Source organism: Allobosea sp. UNC402CLCol (genome assembly GCF_000745475.1).
GTDB lineage: Bacteria > Pseudomonadota > Alphaproteobacteria > Rhizobiales > Beijerinckiaceae > Allobosea > Allobosea spartocytisi.
Genome location: NZ_JQJJ01000015.1, coordinates 200,011 through 223,309, shown reverse-complemented (window position 1 = coordinate 223,309; position 23,299 = coordinate 200,011). Strand labels below are relative to the sequence as shown.

21 protein-coding genes are annotated in these 23,299 nt (G+C 64.1%); 3 read left to right on the top strand and 18 right to left on the bottom strand.

What is annotated here, in order from left to right:
- The 5 genes from GY40_RS27745 to GY40_RS26730 all read right to left on the bottom strand — a co-directional run.
- Positions 1–2,157: autotransporter outer membrane beta-barrel domain-containing protein (locus GY40_RS27745; protein ID WP_156116033.1), on the bottom strand; the 2,157-nt coding region annotated here is incomplete at its 3' end.
- 932 nt (positions 2,158–3,089) lie between these two features.
- Positions 3,090–3,404, bottom strand: coding sequence for a hypothetical protein (locus tag GY40_RS21105; RefSeq protein WP_038366480.1), 315 nt, complete (start codon positions 3,402–3,404; stop codon positions 3,090–3,092).
- A 358-nt stretch (positions 3,405–3,762) separates the two neighbouring features.
- The gene (locus GY40_RS21100) at positions 3,763–4,299 is read right to left on the bottom strand and encodes a PAS domain-containing protein (protein WP_038366478.1); all 537 of its coding nucleotides are present in this window, start codon (positions 4,297–4,299) and stop codon (positions 3,763–3,765) included.
- A 71-nt stretch (positions 4,300–4,370) separates the two neighbouring features.
- Complete coding sequence (locus GY40_RS21095; RefSeq protein ID WP_038366476.1) at positions 4,371–4,583, bottom strand: hypothetical protein; 213 nt, start codon at positions 4,581–4,583, stop codon at positions 4,371–4,373.
- 6 nt (positions 4,584–4,589) lie between these two features.
- Complete coding sequence (locus GY40_RS26730) at positions 4,590–5,972, bottom strand: GNAT family N-acetyltransferase (RefSeq protein ID WP_156116032.1); 1,383 nt, start codon at positions 5,970–5,972, stop codon at positions 4,590–4,592.
- Between the two features lie 86 nt (positions 5,973–6,058).
- Here GY40_RS26730 and GY40_RS21085 point away from each other — a divergent pair, with 86 nt between their 5' ends.
- Entirely contained in the window at positions 6,059–7,096 is a 1,038-nt protein-coding gene (locus GY40_RS21085) for a LysR family transcriptional regulator (RefSeq protein WP_081925580.1), read from the top strand.
- Positions 7,097–7,312: 216 nt separating this feature from the next.
- On the opposite strand, the gene GY40_RS21080 is transcribed toward GY40_RS21085, so the two are convergent.
- On the bottom strand, positions 7,313–7,723 hold the full coding sequence (locus tag GY40_RS21080) for a helix-turn-helix domain-containing protein (RefSeq protein ID WP_113254892.1): 411 nt from the start codon (positions 7,721–7,723) through the stop codon (positions 7,313–7,315).
- A gap of 575 nt (positions 7,724–8,298) precedes the next feature.
- Here GY40_RS21080 and GY40_RS21075 point away from each other — a divergent pair.
- Complete coding sequence (locus tag GY40_RS21075; RefSeq protein ID WP_156116031.1) at positions 8,299–8,589, top strand: hypothetical protein; 291 nt, start codon at positions 8,299–8,301, stop codon at positions 8,587–8,589.
- A gap of 86 nt (positions 8,590–8,675) precedes the next feature.
- On the opposite strand, the gene GY40_RS21070 is transcribed toward GY40_RS21075, so the two are convergent.
- The 10 genes from GY40_RS21070 to GY40_RS21025 all read right to left on the bottom strand — a co-directional run bounded on the left by GY40_RS21070 (position 8,676) and on the right by GY40_RS21025 (position 19,384).
- Positions 8,676–9,203: a hypothetical protein gene (locus GY40_RS21070; RefSeq protein WP_038366466.1), complete on the bottom strand. Its 528-nt coding sequence runs from the start codon at positions 9,201–9,203 to the stop codon at positions 8,676–8,678.
- 53 nt (positions 9,204–9,256) lie between these two features.
- Positions 9,257–9,448 (bottom strand): bestrophin family ion channel, encoded by a 192-nt coding sequence (locus tag GY40_RS28045; protein WP_162738008.1) that lies wholly within the window; start codon positions 9,446–9,448, stop codon positions 9,257–9,259.
- A 717-nt stretch (positions 9,449–10,165) separates the two neighbouring features.
- A complete protein-coding gene (locus GY40_RS21060) occupies positions 10,166–11,254 on the bottom strand; it encodes an acyltransferase family protein (protein ID WP_038366610.1) in 1,089 nt (362 codons plus the stop codon).
- 7 nt (positions 11,255–11,261) lie between these two features.
- Entirely contained in the window at positions 11,262–12,494 is a 1,233-nt protein-coding gene (locus GY40_RS21055; protein ID WP_038366463.1) for a glycoside hydrolase family 5 protein, read from the bottom strand.
- Positions 12,491–13,396 (bottom strand): methyltransferase domain-containing protein, encoded by a 906-nt coding sequence (locus tag GY40_RS21050; protein ID WP_038366460.1) that lies wholly within the window; start codon positions 13,394–13,396, stop codon positions 12,491–12,493. Before GY40_RS21050 ends, GY40_RS21055 begins: the two co-directional genes overlap by 4 nt.
- A 2-nt stretch (positions 13,397–13,398) precedes the next feature.
- Positions 13,399–14,613, bottom strand: a complete 1,215-nt coding sequence (locus GY40_RS21045) for a glycosyltransferase family 4 protein (RefSeq protein ID WP_081925577.1) — start codon at positions 14,611–14,613, stop codon at positions 13,399–13,401.
- On the bottom strand, positions 14,613–15,839 hold the full coding sequence (locus GY40_RS21040; protein WP_038366458.1) for a glycosyltransferase family 4 protein: 1,227 nt from the start codon (positions 15,837–15,839) through the stop codon (positions 14,613–14,615). Before GY40_RS21040 ends, GY40_RS21045 begins: the two co-directional genes overlap by 1 nt.
- The gene (locus tag GY40_RS21035) at positions 15,836–16,651 is read right to left on the bottom strand and encodes a polysaccharide deacetylase family protein (protein WP_081925576.1); all 816 of its coding nucleotides are present in this window, start codon (positions 16,649–16,651) and stop codon (positions 15,836–15,838) included. Before GY40_RS21035 ends, GY40_RS21040 begins: the two co-directional genes overlap by 4 nt.
- Positions 16,644–17,963, bottom strand: a complete 1,320-nt coding sequence (locus tag GY40_RS21030; RefSeq protein WP_051988363.1) for an O-antigen ligase family protein — start codon at positions 17,961–17,963, stop codon at positions 16,644–16,646. The genes GY40_RS21035 and GY40_RS21030 overlap by 8 nt, the downstream gene beginning before the upstream one ends.
- Positions 17,960–19,384, bottom strand: a complete 1,425-nt coding sequence (locus tag GY40_RS21025) for a GumC family protein (protein WP_051988362.1) — start codon at positions 19,382–19,384, stop codon at positions 17,960–17,962. The genes GY40_RS21030 and GY40_RS21025 overlap by 4 nt, the downstream gene beginning before the upstream one ends.
- 269 nt (positions 19,385–19,653) lie before the next feature.
- Between GY40_RS21025 and GY40_RS21020 the strand changes: the two genes are divergently transcribed.
- Positions 19,654–20,883: a lipopolysaccharide biosynthesis protein gene (locus GY40_RS21020; RefSeq protein ID WP_156116030.1), complete on the top strand. Its 1,230-nt coding sequence runs from the start codon at positions 19,654–19,656 to the stop codon at positions 20,881–20,883.
- Between the two features lie 27 nt (positions 20,884–20,910).
- Here the strand turns inward: GY40_RS21020 and GY40_RS21015 are convergent, their stop codons facing one another.
- Positions 20,911–21,909 carry a glycosyltransferase family 2 protein gene (locus GY40_RS21015; RefSeq protein WP_038366455.1) on the bottom strand — a complete coding sequence of 333 codons (999 nt, stop codon included), beginning with the start codon at positions 21,907–21,909 and terminating at the stop codon, positions 20,911–20,913.
- A gap of 4 nt (positions 21,910–21,913) precedes the next feature.
- Positions 21,914–23,059 carry a hypothetical protein gene (locus GY40_RS21010; protein WP_038366452.1) on the bottom strand — a complete coding sequence of 382 codons (1,146 nt, stop codon included), beginning with the start codon at positions 23,057–23,059 and terminating at the stop codon, positions 21,914–21,916.
- Positions 23,060–23,299 lie beyond the last annotated feature (240 nt).

Genomic DNA, 23,299 nt, shown 5'->3' with positions numbered 1-23,299 from the left:
AGACAGGCGGCTGTTCACGTCGAAGTCGCTGCGGCTGTAGCCGGCAACGACGCCGAAGCGCAGATTGTCGAAGACCGCCGCATCGGCGCCGACGAGGAAGCCGCCGGTCGAGCGCTTCAGCCTCGCGGCATTGCCGTCGCTATCGGTCCGGCCCCATGAGCCATAGCCCTGGCCCCAGACTGCGAAGCGGTCCGGCTGCGGCAGAGGCATTGGCCCTTTCACGCTCGGGGCCAGATCCGCGCTGTAGCCGTAGTTCAGCGTGACCGAGCCGACGCTGCCGAAGGCAGAGCGCAGCCGGTCGTTGACTGCCGCACGCAGCAACCAGCTGTCTTCGATCAGGGCCGTCTTGGCAGAGGCGTGGATCTCGCCGGAAAGGTCATTCAGCGCCCGCCGGGCCGCATCGAGGCTCGGCTGGTTGAGCACGCCGCTTTGGACCGAGTTGCCCGCAGGCAGGTTATCCACGCTTTTGCCGACGGCAGCCTCATTGGGGGTGGTGCCGATGTCTCCGATGCTGCGGGTTTGCACCACCGCGAGATAGGCATGATTGGCGTCATAGCTGTCACGCAGGCTGAGGAAAGGCGTCAGCGTCTGGTCGAAACCGTAGGTTCCAACGAGGCCAGCAGTCGAGGTCAGGATCGTGTAGCGCTGACCGAGTGCGTACGCTGCACCAGTATAATTCACGACGGACAGGCCGGCGCCGGTCGCGAGCGTCGCCGCGCCGTTCACCTTGATCAGATCCGACGTCATCGTGCCAGGGTCGACCTCGACCTGATAGATCGAACCTGCTCCCTGCACGAATGTACCGTTGACCGTGAGCGTGCCGATCGAATTGCCCGGCGCAATGGTGCCGCCGGACGCAATCGTCGTCGCCCCCACCGTGCCCGAGCCGGCGAGCAGCGCACCCGACGCAACCGTCACAGCCGAGCTCGCGAGTGCGCCGTTCACCACGAGCTTGCCGGCGAGAACGCTGGTAGAACCGGCGAAGTCGCCGCTACCGCTCAGTGTCCATGTGCTGGTGTCGGTTTTCTCCAGAATGTCGAAATTGCGATACTGGCCGGTAGTCCCAATACCGCCGTCCAGTGTCCAGTTGCCGGAGCCGCCGAGGCGCAGGACGTCGTTGGTGCCGAGGCCGCTGGCGACCACGTTGCCGACGATCTGCGAACCGGCGTGAAGCTCGAGCCGGTTGTTCCCCCCGGTGAGCGTGATCGCGTTGGCGCGATAGGCTTCATCGCCGATATGGCCGCCGGCGAACCCGCCGGAAATTGTGCCGCTATTGATGATGGTCACACTCGCGCCGGCTATTCCGACGCCGCCCGAGCCACTCGTCCCCGGTGTAGCTCCAGCGATTCCCGCTGCCCCGCCCAGGCCGCCATTGCCGCCTGCTATGGTGCCGCTGTTGAGGAAGACAGCACCCGGTGCAGTCAGTTGCACACCAACACCGCCGTCACCGCCAAACCCGCCGGAATCTGGATAGGGCGGCCCGAGATAGATTCCCGACATTCCGCCACGACCGCCATTGCCGCCGATAATCGTCCCGATGTTTGAACTGATGCCGCCGCCCAGCACGACGGCACCGTAGCCGCCGGCCCCGCCGCCACCACCACCACCGGCGCCGACAGGAGTTCCGTTGCCGCCAGCTCCACCGTTGCCGCCAACCAAAAGGCCCACATTCGAGAGTGAAACAGTACCGGGGCCATTGCCGTTATAGCCACCCCCGCCACCACCCCCGCCCGCGCCAAAAGAAGAGGCGGAGACGCCATCTTGCCCGTTAGGGCTGATGGCCGTGCCGCCGGAGCCTCCTAACGCTCCCGAGGCACCGTCACCGCCCTTGCCGCCGCCGGAGCCACCGCCACCGGCACCAGCATTGCCCATCGCATCGTTGCCCGGAGCACCCAAGAAGCCGGTGCCCCCGCTGGTGAACCACCAGCCAAAGCCGATACCGCCAATTCCGCCATCTGCCAGAGCCGGAATAGTTGAGGCCGCGAGAAGGGCGGCATATGACACGCCACGTATCGCAATTGCCCTCGTGACCGATGCGTTTCGGACGATATGGGGCTGGTCTGAGCACCGCCGGAACAAGAAGGCGAGCGGGCTGATCGCGCCCGCAGAGTTGATCCGGTCCATTCCCTGGTGCCCCATCGCGACATATTCGGTCACGGAATCAGGCCACGATCCGATTGCCCATCGCCGGTCGGCCAGCCAGAACCCTTTGCGATAGAAACGATTCTCTTCGGCTCGGTCAATGTCGAAGATTGAGCTGCGGCGCTCCTGCAGCCGCCTTCACAGCGTTTTCCCCGGAACTCTCGAACGAGTGCCCGTCTGCGGCGAACTCGCTACCTAGACCACTAGCGGACCGCCAAGTCTCAAGGAAGGGCGGCCCTTGAGGCAGTGGCATGGATCGTGATGGCAGCCTCGCTGCTCAGGCTCTTCGGGATTGTCTAGAAGTCGTTGTCTTGGCCGGCCACGCCGATCTCCTGGACATGGTAGGGCGCCAGCAGGGCCTCGATGATGGTGTTGTGATCTGCGAAGCCGATATAATGAAGAATGCAACTCGTCGGACGGTCAGAACCGATGCCCTGGCAAATTCCCGTGGCCAACCCACACCTGAACGTTACCTACGAGTTTGGCCTTATGAGTGAGAGGAATGGTTGGTTCATGGAGGTTTCTATCGACGACAAGTTTCTATTTGTAGTTCAGAAGGATTCATGCGGGGAATTTGTGATAGATTTTTGCTGGAGCGTCGGTGGTAGATACTCAGATTTGCTGCGAACCAGTGATCTCGATGATGTCATTTCGACTGCGAAGCGCTGCTATGCGGCCCACGATGTATCGCATTTTAATGTAGTATAATTGCGCGGCGGCACAGCCTTTTGGAACTGCGCATCTGACTTCCGCTCCCGACCCAACTGAGGCATTCATCACGTTGGGCGATTGACACCCATGACCCAATGGAGAGGCCGCCCGGCAGGGCCCATTGCCCGCTGCTCTTTCTCCGGACCAGAGCAATTTCGTTCCCGCGCACGACCACTGCGTCGGCCGTCAGGTGAGGGCCCTTGCCGTATTTGGCCTCGTAGGCGGGATCAGATATCTCACTCCCCCTGCGCCCGGATGGCTGCGGCGGCCTTCTGTAGCGCAAAAGCTTGAGCAGCATCAGCTTGTTCGTCGGCGGATGGTGGGTTTGAGCGCTTCGTTTCGCAGCGCTCCCATTGGGCGTCAGCCTGCGCGTCGAGGTTCGCGGCAATGCGTTCCCTCTCCGCAGCGATCGCGGCTTCGACCTCCTGCCGATGCCTGATCTGCTCGCATGGCATGCCCATCTGCTTGTCGAGGAGGAGGGACAGTTCGCGGACGCGGGCTTCGGCGCTCTTGCCGCGCTCAGCCCAGAATGCGCCTGCGGTCGCGTTCATCTCGGCAGCCTGAATGGCGGCTTACTGAAGAACCCAGAAGCAGGCATTCTCGAGGTTGGCAATGGGTCGAAAGCGGTCAGTTGTACGCGTTAAGCAACGGAGCGTTCCCCGCGTGACGGGTTGCCCAACGGACCAGCCCTCAAGGGGGGCTATCACCTGCTTTGGGTTTGGAGAGATCTGGGGTCTCGGCAATTTGCCCGAACCGCATTCGAGAACTACTCCGTAAAGGGCACGAGTTGGCGCAGCATCGCGATCAGGACGTCCGGCCGCTGATCGACGAAAGCCCCGAAGCGCCGTCCCTGGTCAAACCGGCTCGCTGCAAAGTAGGAGGCGATCTGAGCCCGGCCGGTGAAGACTCTCACCGAACGACGGAAATCCGCGGGCACGGCTTTTGTAGTGTCTTCTCCCTCGACGCTAGACGGGTGGCCATCTCCATCAGGGCCATGTCGATGAAGAGGGAGAGCGATTTTTCGCCGGCCCCTCGCACAAGCTGGGCCGCATTCAGCAAATGGTCCGCGGCCATCGCAAGAGGGTGCTCGTCGGGCTGCTCCCAGATGTGAGCGCCGCCGAGATATTCCAGAGGGCGCCCGCCCCGCCCCGCCCGCACACAACTTCCCGCGATTTCGATACGGTGAAGCGCCTCAGAGCTCATGACGCGATAACTGAGGCTGATGTCGCCGCCATAGAACGAGGCACGCTCAACCGCCTCGACATAGGAAGCCCGATCATCCGGGTGGATCGACTGGGCGATGCGCTCCGGTTTGACGCCGGCGCGCCCCTCAATTGGATCGATACCAAGGAGCAACGCCAGTTCTGCGCCCAGGAAAACAGAATTCGATGCCACCAGCCAACGCCAAGCGCCGGCAAACCGCGCAACATCGATCGGAGGTCGCATGTCAGTCTCCTTTGGAGCGTTTCGGGTTGGGGAGCGCTTCCCCGGAGATGTGCCGGGGAAGCAGAGTGGGTTTATCGTCCGGACGGGGGAGGCTTGAACTCGGCAATCGCGCCGGCCTTGAGAGCCTTCCCCTTGATGAGCTCGACTTTGGCCAGACCCAATAGAGCTGCGCTGACCGGGTCGATCTTCGACGCATCCTGGATCAGGACATCGACTCGGGTGATGAGGACGTCGATCGGATCGCAAATCGAGCGATCCGAAAACACGGGACGGGCGTCAACCATGGATGTTCATCTCCTGATGTCGCCGTAAATCAAGGGCGGCCACGAATTCTCGCTGCAATCCGGCGACTCGCCGTAGAACGGATTCACGCAACCGGGGATGTCGCGATCCGGCTGCATTGTCCGAATCTGAGGAGCGGGAACGAATTCGGTCGAGCCGGCCACGGCGAGGGCTACGTCATCGACGACCGCAGATTTGGGCGCAGCCGCCTCCAAGGGGCCTGGTCGATCCCATTGGCCCTCCGGCCGTATCAGGACGTTGGCGCCGGAGAGATGAGACAGTTGCTCGGTAGGCGTCTCGGTAACAAGGTCGATCTCGTAATAGACCTCGTCGGTCAGATAGCTCAGCCCCGGCCCCGAGCGGCGCTCGAACCCGAAATGCTCCCAGAGCTTGAGAACGGGTGCGGCGGCTTGACCGTAGAAGCGCCGATACCCCTTGGCCTTGCCGAATGCGATTGCGGCGCGAATGAGATCGAGGGCAAGGCCACCACGGCAGCGGGGCAGCACGGCCAGACGCTCGAGCTTGATGAAATCCGCGAAATAGCGGATCCGAATGCAGCCGGCCGGCTCATCCCCGACGAAGCCAAGCAAGTGCGTGGCGGTGAAATCGTTGCCATCGACATCCTCGGCATAGGGGATGGAGCGCTCCTCGACATAGGCAGCTCCGCGAATGGCGATGCATTTCAGCAGATCGTCGAGCGAATGCACGACCGAGACCGAAGTCCTCCTAGTTCCGGCATGCCGGCCGGGGAGGAAATTGTCGTAGGGCTTGCGGTTGGCGGCCGGATCCGGGACGGCGCAGCTCATCAGCTCGCGGGAGTGCAACATCTCGTAGGTCGCGCCCTGCGAGAATCCCATGCTCTCGAAAAGCGCCTTTGCCTTGGCGTTTGCAGCCTTGCAGAAAATTGGCAGGTCGCGGTTCTTGTCGCTGGTCATTCTTTCCATGACGAGCGACATGCCGCCGCCATGCCCAAGCTCGGCCGGAATATGGATGAACCAGAAGTACAGGGCGGCGGGCCGCTGATGCGGCTTGCAGATGAATTTTAGGGCCGGCTCCGCCGTATTCAGCTCGCCGGTGAACAACGCCAGGACGCCTTCCTGCGTCAGCGGGAGATGCGCGAGCATGCCCACCGGCGCCTGGTTCCGACACACGACGTGCTCTCGGGCGAAGGCAACGAACGTATCGGGATTGTGCTTGAAGACCGCGAGAACAGTCTTTGTCTCAGCGATACCAGGGATATCCTTGCTTGCCATTTCCAATGAATGACAGATGATGTCGTTCTGCGGTGTGAAGGTAACGAATCCGCGTCCGTAGCGTGTGTAGTCGAGTGAGCGAAAATTGCGCGGGGCTGGCGCAATATTAAAATGCTCCTTTGAGTAGCTGATTCCCATAACGCAAATCCTTCTGGATACGAGGAACTGGGTACGCAACAGCCCAAAGGTTAATCCGAAACTTCAGGGGCGGGGATAGATTTGAAATGACGCACGTTAGCTCTGAAATCGCACACCCTGGCATGCACGGCGAAATGAGCTTCAACTGGGACGACATCAGGATTTTCTTGAAGGTTGCAGAATGCAAAAGCATTCGTGCGGCCTGCATAGATACGGGCCACACTCATAGTTTCGTCAGGAATCGCCTCAAAGAACTCGAGAATCAGATCGGGGCGATTCTATTTCACAGGCAGCCGACCGGGCTCACTCTGACCGAGACCGGAGAGCGCCTGACCACCGTGGCGAAAAGTGTGCAGCGGCAGGCCCGAGCGTTCGCCGCTTTTTCCAATCGCCGGCAACCCGAGCTTCGCTCCGTTGTTCGCGTCGGCATCACCGAAGGGCTGGGCGTATTCTGGCTTACGCCGATGTTCAACGATTTACGCGGCAAGCATCCAGATATTCAGTTTGATTTGCGTTGTTCCATGGAGCTCCCGAAGATTTCCGAGCTTGATGTCGACCTCGCGATTCAACTGGAAAAACCAACTGATCCGGAGCTGATAGTCCGAAAGATCGGAAAATTGCACGTGGTTCTGTACGCGTCGGAGGGCTACATCGCGAAGCACGGCGCGCCCGCAAGCAAATGCGACATCGACAAGTTTCACCTCATCGAAATCGTCGGGCCTCAGATCCGTAGCGAGGAAGTTGAGGAGAAGATGACGTCAACAGATAAGCGCCGCTTTGTCAGCTTGCGCGTGAACTCTAGTTCAGCTCAGTTCATAGCAGCGCTAAGCCATCATGGCGTATCCGCCTTTCCCACCTACGTGCCGGTTGTCTCTCGCGGCCTGGTGCACGTCGCACAGGACTTCGTCCTGGAGCGTGATATCTGGCTTGCCTATCATCCTGCCTCAGGGGAGCTTGCTCACGTCCGGCGCACCATCGATTGGATCATCTCCTCATTTGATCCTGCCCGTTTCCCCTGGTTCCGGGACCAATTCATCAGCCCTGCTGACATTGAGAAAATGATGTCCGAACAAGGTGGTAAGAGTTTGTTTACTCCTGCGTGTACTCTAAGCTTTGCATCCTAATCGCTTGCTCCGTTCGGAGCCGGCCGTTGCGGGCGTCAGCCATGCCAAGCTCGAGACCCGCCAAGCTGCTTTCGCTCGTCGATCAAATTCGTCAACTGGCCGACGAAGCTGCGTCGCTCAACAATCCGATCCTGGATCAATTATTGTCCGCGGCAGCCCATGAGCTTTTGAGCTTACAAAATGACGGGGCCAACGGTGAGGATAAGGCATCGGATCCTATTTCTGCTGATCATCGGACTCCGCGAGAGCTTCAACAAGGTCGATAATGCGGCGGCGGGCGCGGTTATTCTTGATCTGGGAAAAAGCCTTGATCAATTGAACGCCTTCGCTCGTCGAAAGAAAGTCCGAGACGTATCCGCTTGCCTGATCATCCACGCCGGCGAGAGCTTGCTCGCTGCTAGGGGCGCCGTCGAAGAAAAATGATACGGGGACGCCCAGCATTGTGGCAATGTGCTGCAAACGACTGGCGCTGACTCTGTTTGAACCCTTCTCGTACTTCTGTACCTGCTGAAACGTAACACCGAGAGATTCGCCCAGCCTCTCCTGGCTAATGCCGGCGAGCATCCGACGCATGCGAATGCGGCTACCGACGTGTCGATCGATAGGGTTGGGTAGCTTTGCTATCACTGGAATCCCCCTGCTGACGTCTTTTCAATTTTCGACAACCCAGCCTCTTAAACTGCCGCTCAAGATGGCGTAACGCAACATCCACGCCTATAACTTTCACTCCGGCATTGACGTGTTTTTGAGCGCACTCAATCTGAGGCAGCAATATGAGATTTCCGGGTCAGTGGGTGGTTTGACCTCGCGCCTGCAACTTGCGCCCGAGCGTTGGTCGATATGAATTGGACCTTCCGCTAGGTGTATTACAACGTGATCGATCCGGTGGTGACCTTCAATTCGCTGCAAACTTTGAAATCGTGCCCCGTGCCGGGCTGGTCCGGGGATGCCGCTGCAGGTTGCTATTCGTATGCGAACCCGCCGCGCGCTCAGAGATTCCGTTTGTGGAGGGGCGAGGCCCTTTGCACGAAAACACCACGGAAGAAACCACGCGATACGGACCTATCGGCATCGGCCAACAGGACGATGAAATCATGCGCCAAAGCATGCAGGGTTGCCGCCTCTGAAGCGTGCTCCCCCATGAGCTTCGCGTTAACTCGGTCGCGGCATGCTCGACGTATCTGCCAATTCCTAGAGGCCACATGCCCCAGGTGCCGAAATCGTTCCGAGAATTCGCGTTGGAGGGTAAGTCGTCGCAGCGTGGCTATATCCGCAAAGAGCGAGCTCGAATGCAGAAAGCGCAGCTCATCTGGGAGAGAAGCGTTCGCGATTTCAAACAGCTTGGGCTACCCCCAATGACCGGGCAAGATATCGCCGACCGGTGTTTTGAACTCAGCACAATGGAAGCCGAGATCGACGAAAAATTTAATGACAACGAGGTGATGCGGGCTTCTTATCAGCTATATCTGAAGCAAGCAGGCCAGCCTGACTGAGGCAGCGGATCGTGTGCGCCCTTGTCCGCGCCTACCCGGCGACTGGGAAAATCGGGGCTCCGATCCGCGCCGCGTCGCCGAGGTTTTCAGTGACCTGAGGAATCGCGTTTCGCCTGGGCGACATGGGATGCCTTGCGGAGGCGCCCCCGCTCCGCCGGGCGAATCAGCGAATTCACCTCCTTGTCCGGGATGTCGTGCATGCCGCGATTGGCGTGCCGGGTGTTGAACGGGATGTTGTTCTGCTGCGCGTGCATCTTGAGTTCGAGCGCGCGCTGGGCGTTCTCGATCAGGCTATGGTTCTTCGCCATCTCGGCGCGACGCTGAACCTCGGCATTCAGTCGTTTCAGGGCAGCCGACAGTGTCGTTGCTTTCAGGCTCGACCCCGCATTACCGGTGCTGGGCTCCGTGCCTTTCGGGGCTGATTTGCCGCGCATTTCGCGGCGCTGCTGGTTGGCGTGGCTGCTGGCCTTGTCGCGCAGATCCCGCAACCGCTTCAGCAAGACGTTCACGGCGTCGTGCGCCAGGTCCTGCACGGCGGGGTGGCGCGTCTGCGCGACGATCTCCCGCTCCTCGACATTGAGCGCTCGCTCTTCGTCCTTGCGCGTTTGGGCCATGGCGTTCTCCTCCTCGGTGCGGGTCCGTCTCGGGGCGGCGGCGGGCGGTTTCGTCAGTTCAGCATGTTGTCTTTCGGTTGGATCGGCTCAGGCAGATCTTTGCAGCCGAGCATCGACAGCATCTTTCGCTCGACAATGCGCTGCAGCGCGTTCAGCGGCAATGCGTTCGGTTGCGATCCGAACGGATCCTCTAGCTGGTACCCGAGCGCATCGAGCCCGAAGAAAGTGTAGGCCACGAGCAGCACGGGCAAAAGGTCCGCTCGCAACTGCCCTGTACATCGAACAAGGCCGCCAACTGCCCCTCGATGACCGAATAGTGGATCGCGCTGAGCTCGCCATTGTGCATGACCGCGATGCTGTACTTCCCGAGTTCGCACAGGACGGCGTTCGTCGGGTTCGGGCTTTCCGAGATCGAGGCCGGATCGAACCATTTGCCGATTGCGGCGAGCTCGTCGCCGCCCCGCAGCCGCGTCACTAAGCCGGAGGTGACCCGCAGAGACCGCGCAACAGGAAGCGCTGGTGGCTCGGATCGAGAGCCGAAACCTGGCGGGCCAGCGAGCCGCCACCTTCACCTGGGTCGTCACACCGTTGATGACGACGGCCTAGTGGCTCCGGTGGAAATGTGCCGAAAGCGGACCTTGCCATGGATGAGTTTCGGCCATGTCTAACTTGCCCCATTTGAAATCGCCGACCACTAGCAAGGCATGGCCCGTTGCGGACACTCGCAAAGACCGGTTTTGGTCAGTTTGGCCGGCCGAAGCTGGCCCCTTCCCGACATTCCGGCGGGTTTCGGGCGTTTTAATGCAGCGATATGCCACACAGCCAGGGTTGGCCCGCTGCTGGCATTGGAAAAGAGCGCCCCCGACAATTCAGATCGATACTTGGAGAGGCGCCGATGTTGGCGCCTCAATAGGTTCTGGCGCGTTGGCTTTCTAGTCGGCCGACTGAAGCCAGACTGGTTCTCACGGAGCTGGAGCGCTCGTCGCTGGCAGGAGCGTGCGGCGTGACGATAACGAGCGCCCCATCGCGATCATCGGGCGTTCGACGATGCGATGGACGAGCCAGGATAGCGCGAGCGTCAGGCCGATGCAGGTCAGCATCGTCGCGAGGTCGCCGGATTGCCCGGTCAGAGGCAGGGCTCGATAGACGGCAGCGTTGACCGGCCCGTGGAACAGATACATCGCATAGCTGATCAATCCGATCCGAGCGAGCGCGGCGGAACGCGGCCGCTCCAGCCGGATTGCCGCAAGGAAGAGCGCGAAGGCGGCGAGATGGGCGCCGAGAACGGGCTTGAGCCCCTCCATGATGAAATGGTCGCCGCGCGCCAGCGAAAATGACGAGACCGCGACGATTGCCGCGAGCTGCGCGAACGCGAGAACCAACGCCGAGAGCCGCGCGCCGGGCTTCCGTTCCACAAGCCAGAGCCGCAAAAGCAGCCCGAGGAATAGGAAGGACAGGTGCATGCCGAGATACTGGACCGGCAGTTCGGCGACGCCATGCAAGCGCAATTGCATCGGCAGGATGGTGGCCGCGATCAGGCCTAGGCCGAGGCCAAGCAAGGCGCCGATATGGCGCAGCATACCCGCGGCGAACAGCAGCGCGGCGAGAACATAGAACACGAGCTCGACGAACAGCGTCCAGTAGATCGGCGAAAGCCAGGGCTGGCCGAAAAGCGGCGGCGCCATGGTCATATTGGCCAGCACGGTCGCGGCCGGCGGCGCGTCGCCGGCAAGCCAGGCCGTAAGTGTGAGCACGGCCAGCGCCAGCCACAGCGCCGGATAGAGCCGAAACAGCCGCGAGATCGCGAAATGCCGCAGCGGCTTCTGGCCGGCGATGCTGAAGGGCACGACGAACCCGCTGATCAGGAAGAACAGCGCCACGCCGAACCGGCCGAGGCTCAGATTCTCGGAGACCGATCGAGCGACAATGCCCATCGGCCCCGTCGCCGAGGGGGCCTGCCGAATGAGGTCGCCGAACAGATGCTCGACCATCACGCCGAGCGCGGCGATCGCCCGCAATCCATCGAGATGGGCATAGCGCTGGTGGGTCATGCCGACCTCACTGAAGGCCGAGCGCACGCAGCGTCGCCGCGTCGAAGCCGGGTCCGGCCTCGTTCTCGGCGAGTGCGAAGCCGCCGGTCCCCGCATAGGTCCAGGCGGCCCAGGCGAAGCTATGCGCCTCGGCGAGCTGGCGCATGTCGCGCAGCCAGGTTTCGCGTGCGACGGTTCCCTCCGGCGTGTTCAGATAAGGCGTCCTGTGCACGCCGAATTCCCCGAGTAGGATCGCGTGAGCGGGGAGCCGCTGCGCCATGCGCCAGGCATTCACCTGCCGGAAGGTTCGTGCGAGATCGGGGCGGTCGAAGCCGGCGTAACTTGCGAGGGTTCGCCTCGCCCTCCGGGCTTCGCTCAGCGCGGCGCCTTCCAAGCCGAGGCTGGCGATACGTTGCTCGGTTGCCGCGATCATCACATCGGCCGAGGGTGGCGCCGGGTAGGGGATCGCGTCCAGCGCATGGGCCGGGCTGCCGCGCAGGCCCTGATGCGTGAACTGCCAGGGCGCGTAGTCGTGATAGGTATAGATCAGGCGGCCGTCGCCCGCGAAGGGCTGCGTGTCGATCACCGTCAGCGCCGCCGCCGCATTCATCGAGCCGCCGCCGAGTACGAGCGGCAGCGTGGCGGAACCCATGCGAGCAGCTCTGTAGCTAGCTTCGAGCATGGGCTGCCAGGCCCTCTGGGGTACTTCCGGTTCGTTCATCAGCTCGAAGGCGAGCCTCGGCTGGCTGGTGGGTGTCCTGTCCTCGGCAAGCCGCCCCAGCAGGCTAGCCAGCCGTTGTTGCAAATCGAGCACCGCCCGGAAGATCGGCGCATTGACGCCTGCGGTCAGGGCCGCTGGCCGGTAGGTCGGGTTCATCGCACTCGGATGCAGGTCGACGATCACGCCGAGATCGGCATCAAGCAAGTCGCGCACCGTGCCCATGAGAAGCGCATCGAGCCGATCGCGGGCCGCGCGCTGGAACGCCAGGAAAGGCCCGATATCGACGGCGAGGCGCACGAAATCGAAGCCGGCGGCGCGGACCGCCCGCCGCTGCGCCGCGTCGAAGCGGAAGCGCGGAGCCGAGAAGGGAGGCTCTCCATAGGAGCCGTCGGGCGCGACCTCGGCCCAGCCCAGCGCATGGGAGACGCCGATGCCGCGGCGAAAGAGCGGGAGGCTATCGCCGGAACGGCTTGTGGCCTGTCCCGTTCCGACAAGGGCGGAGGCCGCGAGGCCGGCGAGAACCGAGCGGCGGCTCGTCATGGCGATGCCCCCGAAACGCCGGCCTTGCCCGGATAACGCGCCGTCAGGGCGCCATCGAGGATGGCCATGTCGGCCTGCCCGGCGAAGGGAGCGGCGAGGCCGCGCAGCGAGGCCGCCCGTAGGACGGAATCGATCGTCCGCGACGGCACGAAGCGGACATCGCTCCAGCCTTGGCTTTCGAAATCGCGGACATAATCAGTGGGGCGCTGCCGGTTCGGCTGTCCCGGAAAGGCGAAGAGCCGATAGAGCAGCTCGGGATAGCGATAGATGTTGTTGGGGTCGCGCTCCCGGATCCAGCGCGAATGCGTCTGCAGATCGATGATGTGGACCGCTTCGCAGCCGGGCCGCGCGACCTGCGTCATGGCCGCGATGGCGTTCGCGGGGTGGTCGTAATGCTCGAAGGCGGCGCAGCTGACAATCAGGTCGAATGTCCTGCCCTCGGCCAGGCGCAGAATGTCGAAATCGCGCCCCACCGCATAGCCGAACTCGCGCGAGTCGGGCGTGCCGGCGAAGGCCCGCGCGCGCGCCCGGTCGGCGGCGCGGCCTTCGGGAAACTGGTCGAGCAACCGCTCGTAGAAACCGGGTTCTTCCCCGACGGCGAGGTCGAACACGTCGATCGCGTGATAGGAGCGAGCGCCCAGCGCCAGGAAGAGCACGCCGTTGCCGCGCGAGGCGCCGGGGCTCAACTCCAAAACGTCCCGCCCGCGCAAGTCGAAATCCGGCGGCATGAAGCGGCGCAACGAAGCGAAGACGTCGAGGAGATAGGCGATCTGCCCGTCGGGATCGGATTTCGCGACGCCGTTCGGCGTGGTGTAGCCGTTGAGCCTGTTCTTCCCCCAGGCCAGGCCGAGAAAGCCCAGGCCGAGCACGGTCATTTCGAGGTTTCGCAGCGCAAGCTTCATCGTCAGCCTCCGAGCTCGACATGGTTGCCGAGATGGGCGCCGCCACGACGAGCGCCGTCAGGCCGCCAGCCGCGAAGCGCGCTCTCGTAGACCTCCATGGTGCGATCGACGATCGCGCCCCAGCCGAAGGAATCGAGGATCTTGGCAGCGCGCGCCGCGCTCTCGGCGGGGTTGGATGCGGCCAGTTTCGCGCGCATCGCCTCCGCCAGCCGATCCACCGCCCCCAGTGGGAAATAGCTGTCCTGTCCGAGCTCCAGGGCGAGGTTGGCGTCGATGTCGCTGGCGACGCAGGGCACGCCGTAGCTAAGCGCTTCCAGCAGCGCCATCGGCATGCCTTCATGGCTCGATGGCAGGACGAACAGGCCGGCATGCCGGTAGAGTTGGGATAGGGCTTCGCCGCGCTGGAAGCCCGCCATCACCACGCCGCGCGTCGCGGCGGCTGCCGCTGCAACGTCATGCTGGTAGGAGCCGGCATGGTCGGCAGCGCCGGCGATGACGAGCTTGAGACCGGAATCGTTCAGGCGCGCGAAGGCCGCGATCAAGTCGAGATGGCGCTTCTCCTCGACAATCCTGCCGACGCTCAGGACATAGCGCCGCGGCCTGAGCTGGATACGGTCGAGATAGGGGATGTCGGGATTGGCCGGCGGAGGGCTCTCGACGCCGTTGGGAATGAAAGTCGCGCCAACGCTGAACCGGTGGCGGACGGTCTCGACGATCGTCCTAGAAACCCCGATATTCGCGTGCGAGAACAGCATGCCCAGCGCTTCACCGGTCCGCAGGATGGCTCTTGCGGCGGGCCCCCATTTCTGCCGCTCGTAGTCGAAGCCGTGATGCGTCACGACGACATGCAGGCCAAGCAGGCGCGCGAGTGGGGTCAGCAGCGCCGGGCCGATCGCATGGATATGGACGAGATCTGGGTTCTCGCGGGCCGCGACGAAGAGGCCGAGCGTCGTGTGCAGCACCGCCTCGAAGCTCCGCGAGCGCGGCGCCCAGACCGGTGTGACGGTGACGCCCTTCCAGACATAGGGCCTTCGCGAGGGAAGATAAGGCGTACGGCCGATAACTTCGACCCGCCAGCCGCGCTCCGCCAGGCGCGCCGAGATCGCGGCGACATGGGTTTCGACCCCTCCCTGGATGTCGGGGACGCCGCGCAGGCCGACGAAGACGACCTTACGCTCGCGCGGAAGGAGGGAGACGGGCGGGATCAGGGTGTACATCAGCAGATCGCCTCGTAGAGGTTGAGGGTGCGTTCGCGATATCGGGCGGGCGAGAACTCGCGCAGGACCCGGTCGCGGCCCGCTGCACCCATTCCGGCACGCTTGGCGGGAGAGAAATCGGCGAGGGCGGAGAGGGCTTCGGCGAGCGCCGCTGCGTTACCGGCTTCGACCAGCAGGCCGGTCTCGCCTTCGGCGACGAGCTCGGGAATGCCGCCGATCCGGGCGGCGATGACCGGGCGCCCGAGCGCATAGGCTTCGAGGAGGCTGACGGGGGCGTTCTCGTACCATTCGGAAGGCAGGACCAGCGCCAGCGCCTCGCTGATCAGGCGTTGCAGCGCCGGCTGGTCGAGATGGCCGGCAAAGCCGACATCGGCGCCGAGGCGTGCCGCGAGCCGGCGCAGGCTCTCTTCTTCCGGGCCGCTTCCGGCTAGGATCAGCTTCCGGCGCGCCAGCGCGGCGGCGTGCAGGAGCGTCGCCAGCCCTTTCTCCGGCGCGAGCCGCCCAGCATAGACGAAATACTCGTTTTCGTCGGCGGCGGGCACGTATCCGCTTGCATCGAGGCAGTTCGGGATATGGACGATGTGGTCTGCGTTCCAGCCCCAAGCGATCAGCTTGTCACGATAGAAGCGGCTCGGCGTGATCAGGCGGTCGAGCGTGCCGCGATAGAGCCCGAGGCTGCGATGGACCAGCGTCTCCATCAGGACGAGCCCGCTGACGGCAACGGAATCCTTGACGCAGCGATGGAGGAGGACGTTGTGGATGCGCCCGCCGCGGCAGCGCTCGCAGATGCTGCCCCGGCTCAGCATCTTGTAGGCCGGGCAAGCGACCTTCAGGTCATGCGCCGTCATCACCAGCGGCACGCCCTCGGCCTTGAGGGCGCCGAAGATCGACGGCGAGATGTGGTGGTAGACATTATGGGCATGGGCCACCGTCGGCCGCGCCTGTCCGATCAGGGCGCGGATCTTCCGGCGCGCCTCCAGCGAGAATACGATCTTCGCCGCTTGTTTTGCCTTGGTGAGCGGTCCGCTGGCCCCGCCATATTCGATCTCTGAGACGAAATGCTCGGACCAGGGGCTCGGCAGGTTGGCGGGGTGCTGCATCGCGAAGGGCACCACGTCCCAGCCCGCCGCCGTGAACAGGCCGATATGGTCGAGGAAAACGCTCTCCGCTCCGCCGCGCCGGTAGAAGTAGTTGTTGATGGCCAGGAGCCTGCGAGGGGATGTCATGGCCTTCCCTCCCGCAGGCCCATGCGATCGAGCGCCGCGTCGACGGTTAGCACTTGGCAGCCGCGAGCGAGCGCATAGGCGACGAGCAGATGGAAGCTGGGGGGCGTGCAGCCATGGGCCGTCGGCTGCGGCGAGACGTCATGCGTGAAGAAGATCAGCCAGCCGGGATCGGCGACCAGCGCATCGATCCAGCGGGCGAGCCCCAATACATGCTGCTGCGGTTGCCGGATCTCGACCGCCTGCAGGAAGGCCGGGTCGGTCGGGCCGCGATTGATACCCTCGCCACCGGCCCGACAACTACGGAAGGTTCGGGCAAGCAGGGCGCGCTTGCCTAAGGAGCCGCTATTGTAGGGATAGGCGAAATTCCGCCGTGACGGCCTCGGATCGATCGTGTCGAGATAATCGCCGTTGCGGGCGAGGTCCTCGGCCAGGGTGGTGCCGTCCACATGCCGTAGGTCATGATGTGCGAAGCTGTGGCAGCCGAGCTCGTGACCGCGCGCCGCAAGTTCCCGACAGCCGGCGCGATCGATCAGCGTGCGGCCAGGCTCGATCCGTCCCTCCAATCCTGCCGCGATGTAGTAGGTGCCACGCGCGCCGTTCGCTTCGAGGATCGCGGCGCCGGCTTCGAGGGCGGAAGCCGGCACGTCGTCGAAGGTGAAGGAGACGATTGGCTCCTCTGACGGAACCTCCATGACATCCCGCGGAACGGCGCGGATCAGCCTGTTCTCCAGGCGCCCGGCGAATTGGTCGAGCCGGGCCGAAAGGCGGGCGAGACCGGCTGATGGAGTTGAGATTCTCGATGGGTCAGGCATGGGCCGGCTCCATCTCGCGGGGATGCTGTGCCGGCTCGCGGATCTCGTGCGCGCTGGCTTGCAGGTGCAAGCCGAAGATCGCGACGATCAGCATGAACCAGATCAGGCTGCCGGACTGGAAGAACAGGCTCTCGACGCAGGCCGCCAGGATTCCGTAGAGCCAGATCCGCACGAAGAGGCGGGTAAGTGCGGGATCGTTGGCTGTCGCTTCCGCCCGAGCGATGGCGCGCAGCGGCAGCCAGACAATGAGGACCAGCGTCAAGACAAGGCCGGGGAGGCCCGTCGTGATCGCCATGTCGAGATAGGCGTTGTGGCCGTTGAAGGCAGCGTATGCCCAGCCCGCCGCCGCGCCGCCCTTGTGGACCATCGCGTCGGTCTGCCAGAACAGCTGGAAGCCATGGCCGGTCAGCGGCCTGTCCAGGACGGCGGTGGCGCCGATCTTCCAGATGTCGATGCGGTTGGTGAAGGTCGGATCGATACCGAGCCCGGCGACGAGGCCGCGCATGGTCGGCGACATCGCGCAGCCGATCGTCAGGATATTGATGGCAGCGATCCCGATGGCGATCATCGGAATCCGAAGGGCACGCCAGCGCTCGAACGCCCAGGCGATGCCGAGGATGCCCGGCAGCGCCGCGATCGCGGATTTCCCGCCCGTCTGGGCGAGGAACATCGCCGCGAGCACGACCATGAGGCTGCCGACGAGGCGCCGGCCAGTGCCGAACAGGTAGAGGCCGACGAAACTGATCACCACCATGGCCGCGGCGGCGACGTTCTTATGGGCAAAATGGCCGCGCCAGAGACCGGCATTCATCGGTTCGCGGATTTCGCTGGCCTGGTGGATTGCCAGTTGCGGCATCAGCGCGACGCCGAGATAGGCCAGTGTCAGCGTCCCGAGGCAGCAGAGAGTCAGCATGCCCGCGAACTGGCGTTCGGAGCGCGGCAACAGGAGCAGGGTGCTGCCGTTCACGATGGTCAGCATGGCCAGGAAGACGCGCTTGAGAGCTACGTCCGGCTGCGCCGAAACGGCTGAGACGAGCGCGAACCAGAGCAGCATCGCGATCAGGATGCCGCGCGGGCGGGCGACGAGGTGGCGTGCGCTCGACCGCAGGACGGTGAGCCACAGCACCGCCGTCAGCCCGAGATAGACGATCTGGTTGAGCCTGTTGGACTTGGCGGTCGCGACATCGCCCGCGGCGGCTGCTGAGAGATCGATGAACGGTGTCAGCGTCACCAGGTAGAACAGCAGCGTCGCCATGAAGAGCAGGGACGCGGCGGTGCCGGCAGCGGGGCGCGGTTGCGTATGATCCATCATGGCGTTGCGCCTCTGCGGATGGTGCGGAGATAGCCGAGCCCCGCGAGCACGCCCGCGGCGAGCAGCAGGCCGAGCGCTAGCCCGGCTCCGGCCGCGACGACGGGGCGGGGTGGCCAGGTCGGTCGCGAGGGCGGGGTGGCCGGCGTGATCACCCGCACATCCGTCGCGTCGATCTGCTGGCGCTGTGCGGTCTCGCCGGCTCGAGTGAGGAAGGTCTGGTAGAGCGCGGTCCGGGCCGCTGCCTCGCGTTCGAGCTCGCGCAGCTTGACCAGGGCCTGGTCATCGGTCGAGACGCTGCCGCGCAGCGCCTGCGTCTCGCCGTTCAACGTGTCGAACGCGCGTCTCGCCTGATCGACCTCGATGCGGGCTGCGCGCCGCAGCCGCTCCGTCTCGGACCTTATCGCCTTGGCCAGCGCATCGGCTTCCGCCAGCACGTTGAGCAGGGAAGGGTGGCGCGGTCCGAGCGTTTTGGAGAGCGCCGCGACCTGCCGGCGCAGGCCGGCTTCGTCGGCGAGCAGGCCGGCGAGCGTCTGCGACTGCACACCGCCTCCCTGAACGCCCTGCGCCGAAACCGAGCGCGACACTTCGTTGTAGCGCGCTTCCGCCTCGGCCAAGCGCGCCTTGGCATCGGTTAGCTTGGCGCTCATCCGCTCCAGCGCTTCCGAGCTCAGCGGCTGCTTCGACAGGCCCTGCTGCAGGCCGTGCGCGCGGCGGAAATTCTCGACCCGGTCTTCCGCCTCGGTCGCAGCCGCCTTGATCTCGCCGAGGCGAGCGGACAACCCTTGCGCCGCACGCCCGACCCGCTCGGCATCGGCCCGCACGATCTCGGCGCGGAAGGTTTCGGCGATGGCGTTGGCGAGCCGCGCCGCCAGCGCCGCCTCGCTTGCCCAGGCCGAGACGGACACGACATAGGAGCGCTCCTGCCGGGTGACAGTTACGTGCCTCGCGATGGTGCGGGCGATCTCGGCCGCGTCGGGCGGCTGGTCGGAGGCGCGCAGGAAATCCGGTATCCACGGGCTTGGCGCGAATTCCGGATCGCTGCCGAGGCCGAGCTCTTCGACGACCCGGCGCAGCACATTGCCGGAGGAGATCATCCGCATCTTGCTCTCGACATCCAGGATCTGGCTGTCGCTCTGGATATTGGTCGCGTAGAGGTCGTTCGGGGCAATCAGCAGGTTGGATGGCGCGATCGTCAGCTCCGTCGTCGCGGTGAAGCGCGGTGTGACGAGCTGCCCGGCGCCGACAGCCGAGACGGCGCCGGCGAGTGCCGTGATTGCCAGCCAGGGCCAGCCGCGCAGGAGCCAGCCCAGAACCCTTGTGGGGCTGATCGCGCGGGCCGGCGGGAGAGCGCTGTCGACGGCGCGTCGATAAGCGACATCGTTCCCGCCCGGCATCGGGCTGGTCTCGGTCGTGACGTACATGGCGATCCTGCGTCAGTGAAGGTGGGCTTCCGGCCTTGCCGAGACCGGCTCCGGCGGTACGCCGGCGGCGTCGGAAAGGCTGGTGGCGGCAATCTTGAGCATCTGTCACTCAGGCTGGCATTACTCGCGAAACATCATCTTCAGATTGAAGTAATCCATTTATGGTAGTGAAATACAATCTTAGGTAGTATTTTCAATTAAACGTTAACCTTAACTTGGTGGTGGCACAGAGGATGTCAGAATTGGCCGGGGGCGGGAGGTTGCGGCGCATGCGCCCGGCTCTCGTCAGCTATCTCATGTCGAGCGGTGCGCTGGCTTCGGCGGCGCTCTCGCAGCTCGTGACCTTCGCCATCCTGGCGCGTGCGCTCGGGCCGAGCGAGTTCGGGCTGTTCGTCCAAATATCGGCCGTCACCACCATCGCGGTTCAGCTTTGCGGCCTCGGTGCTTCCGACTGCTTGCTGCGGCGAGTCGCGCGCGAGCCGGGCGGCTATGCGGCCCTGCTCGGCCACAATCTCTGTCTGATCGGCCTCACCGGGGTCGTGCTCGTCGTCGCTGGCACCGCCGCGCTTTCCGGTTGGCTTCGGTTGAGCGCCGGCCCCACGGTCGATGCGCTCACATTGGCATTACTGCTCTTCGGCAATGTCGTCGTCGTCAGAGTGATCCTGCTCGTGGAGACTGCTTTCCTCGGCCTCGGTCGGTTCCATCAGGCCAATCGGGCGGTGGTCGGTTTTGCCCTGGCACGCACCGCCACCGCGGCGCTGGCCTGTCTGGCGTTCGGGGTCTCGACCCTGTCGGAATGGGCGCTCTGGCAATGCGCGGCGCATCTTCTCTATGCCGCGATCGGTGCCGCCTGGATCCGCCCCCTCGGCCGGCCTCGCTTTGTAATCCTGCGCGAGGAGTTGAAGCCCGGTATCCTGTTCAGCTCGCAATTCGTGATGCGGGCTGTGCGCACCAATGTCGACCTCCTGGTGATCGGCCTGCTCGCCCCGCTCGCGACGGTCGGCAGTTATGGCGTCGCCCGGCGGATCGTGGATTCGAGCTATCTCGCGATCGATGCCTTGAACCGCTTGCTTTATCCGCGCCTGGCGCGGGAAAGCCGCGAGGGCTTGCATCTTGCCCTGCCGATGGCGAAGCGGGCATTGGTCGCGGCGCTGGCACTCGGTCTGGCGACCTATGTTGCTCTGGTCCTGCTCGCGCCCGAGCTGATGGATTTGTTCGGGCGGCAATATCAGGAGCTGCCCCTCTTCGTCCGCTGCCTGTCGGGAACTGTCGTCCTGGTCGGTATCTGGGCGCCGGCCGTCGACCTGCTCGGGGCATCCGGTCGACAGGATGTGCGGGCCTGGATCCTGAACGGTGCCAATCTCATGGGGAGCGTCCTCATCGCGGTCGCGACCTGGCTGGCGGCGCCGCTCGGCACCTTCATTGCGCTCTACCTCATCGAGGGGGCGATCGCCGTGGCGGCCTGGCTCGTGCTGCTGCGGCTGGCGCAGCGCAGCTGATTGCGAGCTGCGGAAACCGGCGAGGTCCTATGAAGCGTCCTTGACGATCCGGCTCTCGATCCAGGCTTCCGGGGCCTTGCGTGCCTGCAGGAAGCCGAGCGGCAAGGCGGCGGCGTGGAACAGCCAGGCGACGACCGCATAAAGCCCGAGCGGCAGGCTGCGCTGCCGCAGGCTCATCGCGCCGATGATGCCTGCGGTCAGGGCGGCATCGACGGCAAGCCCGGCCAGTGGGCTCGGCAGCGCGAAAGGCAGCGCGACCATCACGGCAAGCCAGGCATAGACGCCGGCCCAGAGCTTCAGCTCCGGCAGCTCACGGACGAGATGGCGCCATCGCGGCTTGCCGAGCGCGCCGCGCAGCAATTCCCCGATCCCGCGCAGGTAGCCCGATTTCCAGCGCCGTACGAGCAGGGCATAGGCATTGAGCGCATGCCCGAAATGGCGAACGAAGCGGCGATCGAGTCGGTGAAGCGTCCAGCCAAGCGCCCGCAATCTTACGCCGAGATCGAATTCCTCGTAGCCGTGCAGGTTGCGGTCGGACAGATACCCGGCCTGCTCGATCGCCTCCCGACGATAAAGGCCGCCGCCATTCATGCGGTCGATCGTGCCCGCCCGGTTCTCCGGGGAGATGCGGCGCCCGCGCCGGACATATTCGAGGCTCGTATCGTTCATCTCCTCGACATGGCCGGTGACGCCTGCAGCCTTGGGATGAGCGGTGAGGAAGGCGAGCGCTTCGGAGATGAAGTCGGGGTCGAGCAGCATGTCGCCGTCCATCAGGCAGATGAAGGGCGCGCGGCTGTACTGGAAGCCAAGCTGGGGGCCGATGCCGCAACTGGGAGACGTGGCCGCTTCAAGCTGGACGACCCGGATCGGATAGGTCGTGGCGATAGCGATGGTACGATCGCGCGAGCCGCCATCAGCGACGATGACCTCGCCACCAATACTTGCGGTCACCGCCAGAACGCTCTCGATGGCGGCACCGATCCGCTGTTCCTCGTTGAGCGTCTTGAGGATCACCGAAACCGCCATCGCATTAGCCTCGATGGAAATCGGTGAGCAGCCGGCTCCAGTCCTCGCCGGCAAGGCCGCCGAGAAAGACGTCGCCGCGCGCCAGGGCCTCGTTGATCTCCGGAACCCGCGTCAGCGCAACGGTGAAGGCACGATGCTGGAAGATGAGCCAGCGCTGCAGCGACAGCCCGATCATCAGGGCAGGCTGCGCGCGCCCGCGCGCCTCGACATGACCGGTTTCGTTGAGATGTCGGAACATCGCACCCAGCACGGCGGGCTCCTGGCCGGGCAGTGAGAGCACGTTGAGAACATGCGCGGTCCGCCCCGGCGCCGCATAGTAAACAAAGCAGCCGATGATCGCGTTGTTGCGATCGAGCACGGAGCGGATCGTGAAGATGCCGAGCCGCGTGTTCTGCGCGGCCAGAGAAACCAGCCAGAAGAGCTCCTCCTCCGTCCAAAGCGGCCGCACCGCGTAATGGGCAATGAGCCGCGGCGCGTGGACGAGGAATATGGGGACAGGCATCTCCGCTACGCGCGTGACGTCGGGTTCCGGGGGGTCCCGCTGTGGCAGCAGGTGGCGCAGCAGGCCGTCGACCGGGCGCGCGAGGACGAGCAGACCGGGGATTTTGCCGCGCAGGAAGCGTGCGTTGAAACGCCCCACCAGGGCGCCAAAAGGCCGGAAGCTGCGGGACCATTCGAGATTCTGAAGAATGATCGGCTTGCCGCCAATTGCGAGGAGGTGATTGCAGCTCGTCGGCGATGCACTGTCGCAGAAGGCCAAATCCGCGCGCCTCGGCCGCAGGGCGAGAATGAGCTGTGCGGCTCCGAGGGCTTCCCTGTCGGCATCTGTCATGAAAGCGCCGAGAAGGCGACCAGGCACGATATTCCCACAGGCGACGAAACGCATCGGCACAGCGAGCAGCGCGCTCCGAATACGTCCGTCCTGCTGCTCATAGACCTGTGTGCCCAGGGGCTCGCTATAGGACGGGGAGGCCAGGAGCAGAGTTCGCAGATAGTGCTGCAGATCCGTGCCGGCCGGCTTGTCGGCTCGTCTGAAGATTTTCAGGAATAGCCGTGCGACAGCCGGTATGTCCGAGGCCCTGATCGGCCTGACCGTTCCCCGCTGGCGCGGACGGATCTCGGCGCGCGCATCCGGTTCGATCAGCGACATCAGGCCTCGCTCGTTGGAACCAAGTGGAATGGGTTTGGCGCAAATGCGCGGCGGCTGGACATCGTTATCCTTGTCATCGCGTGGCCCCAGTGCCGGATGGGGCAGGGAAGAGACCATCTCGGATCAAGAGGCTATTCCATTTACGCAATCTATGCGTGTAAAAACGAGAGAATGGTAAAGATTGGGACCCGCTGTACCGCGCTGCCGGGCAGATAGCGCAACCCGCGGTGAGGTCAGCCA

Bases quoted from the DNA above. Each gene is read 5' to 3' on its own strand.
- GY40_RS21020 (WP_156116030.1), top strand. From the start codon at position 19,654: ATGCGCCCGGCTCTCGTCAGCTATCTCATGTCGAGCGGTGCGCTGGCT.
- GY40_RS21040 (WP_038366458.1), bottom strand. From the start codon at position 15,839: ATGACATCCCCTCGCAGGCTCCTGGCCATCAACAACTACTTCTACCGG.
- GY40_RS21055 (WP_038366463.1), bottom strand. From the start codon at position 12,494: ATGACGAGCCGCCGCTCGGTTCTCGCCGGCCTCGCGGCCTCCGCCCTT.
- GY40_RS26730 (WP_156116032.1), bottom strand. From the start codon at position 5,972: ATGGGAATCAGCTACTCAAAGGAGCATTTTAATATTGCGCCAGCCCCG.
- GY40_RS21010 (WP_038366452.1), bottom strand. From the start codon at position 23,059: ATGTCGCTGATCGAACCGGATGCGCGCGCCGAGATCCGTCCGCGCCAG.
- GY40_RS21100 (WP_038366478.1), bottom strand. From the start codon at position 4,299: ATGCGACCTCCGATCGATGTTGCGCGGTTTGCCGGCGCTTGGCGTTGG.
- GY40_RS21060 (WP_038366610.1), bottom strand. From the start codon at position 11,254: ATGACCCACCAGCGCTATGCCCATCTCGATGGATTGCGGGCGATCGCC.
- GY40_RS21075 (WP_156116031.1), top strand. From the start codon at position 8,299: ATGCCCCAGGTGCCGAAATCGTTCCGAGAATTCGCGTTGGAGGGTAAG.
- GY40_RS21030 (WP_051988363.1), bottom strand. From the start codon at position 17,963: ATGATGGATCATACGCAACCGCGCCCCGCTGCCGGCACCGCCGCGTCC.
- GY40_RS21045 (WP_081925577.1), bottom strand. From the start codon at position 14,613: ATGTACACCCTGATCCCGCCCGTCTCCCTCCTTCCGCGCGAGCGTAAG.
- GY40_RS21085 (WP_081925580.1), top strand. From the start codon at position 6,059: ATGACGCACGTTAGCTCTGAAATCGCACACCCTGGCATGCACGGCGAA.
- GY40_RS21015 (WP_038366455.1), bottom strand. From the start codon at position 21,909: ATGGCGGTTTCGGTGATCCTCAAGACGCTCAACGAGGAACAGCGGATC.
- GY40_RS21050 (WP_038366460.1), bottom strand. From the start codon at position 13,396: ATGAAGCTTGCGCTGCGAAACCTCGAAATGACCGTGCTCGGCCTGGGC.
- GY40_RS21105 (WP_038366480.1), bottom strand. From the start codon at position 3,404: ATGAACGCGACCGCAGGCGCATTCTGGGCTGAGCGCGGCAAGAGCGCC.
- GY40_RS21095 (WP_038366476.1), bottom strand. From the start codon at position 4,583: ATGGTTGACGCCCGTCCCGTGTTTTCGGATCGCTCGATTTGCGATCCG.
- GY40_RS21035 (WP_081925576.1), bottom strand. From the start codon at position 16,651: ATGCCTGACCCATCGAGAATCTCAACTCCATCAGCCGGTCTCGCCCGC.
- GY40_RS21025 (WP_051988362.1), bottom strand. From the start codon at position 19,384: ATGTACGTCACGACCGAGACCAGCCCGATGCCGGGCGGGAACGATGTC.
- GY40_RS21070 (WP_038366466.1), bottom strand. From the start codon at position 9,203: ATGGCCCAAACGCGCAAGGACGAAGAGCGAGCGCTCAATGTCGAGGAG.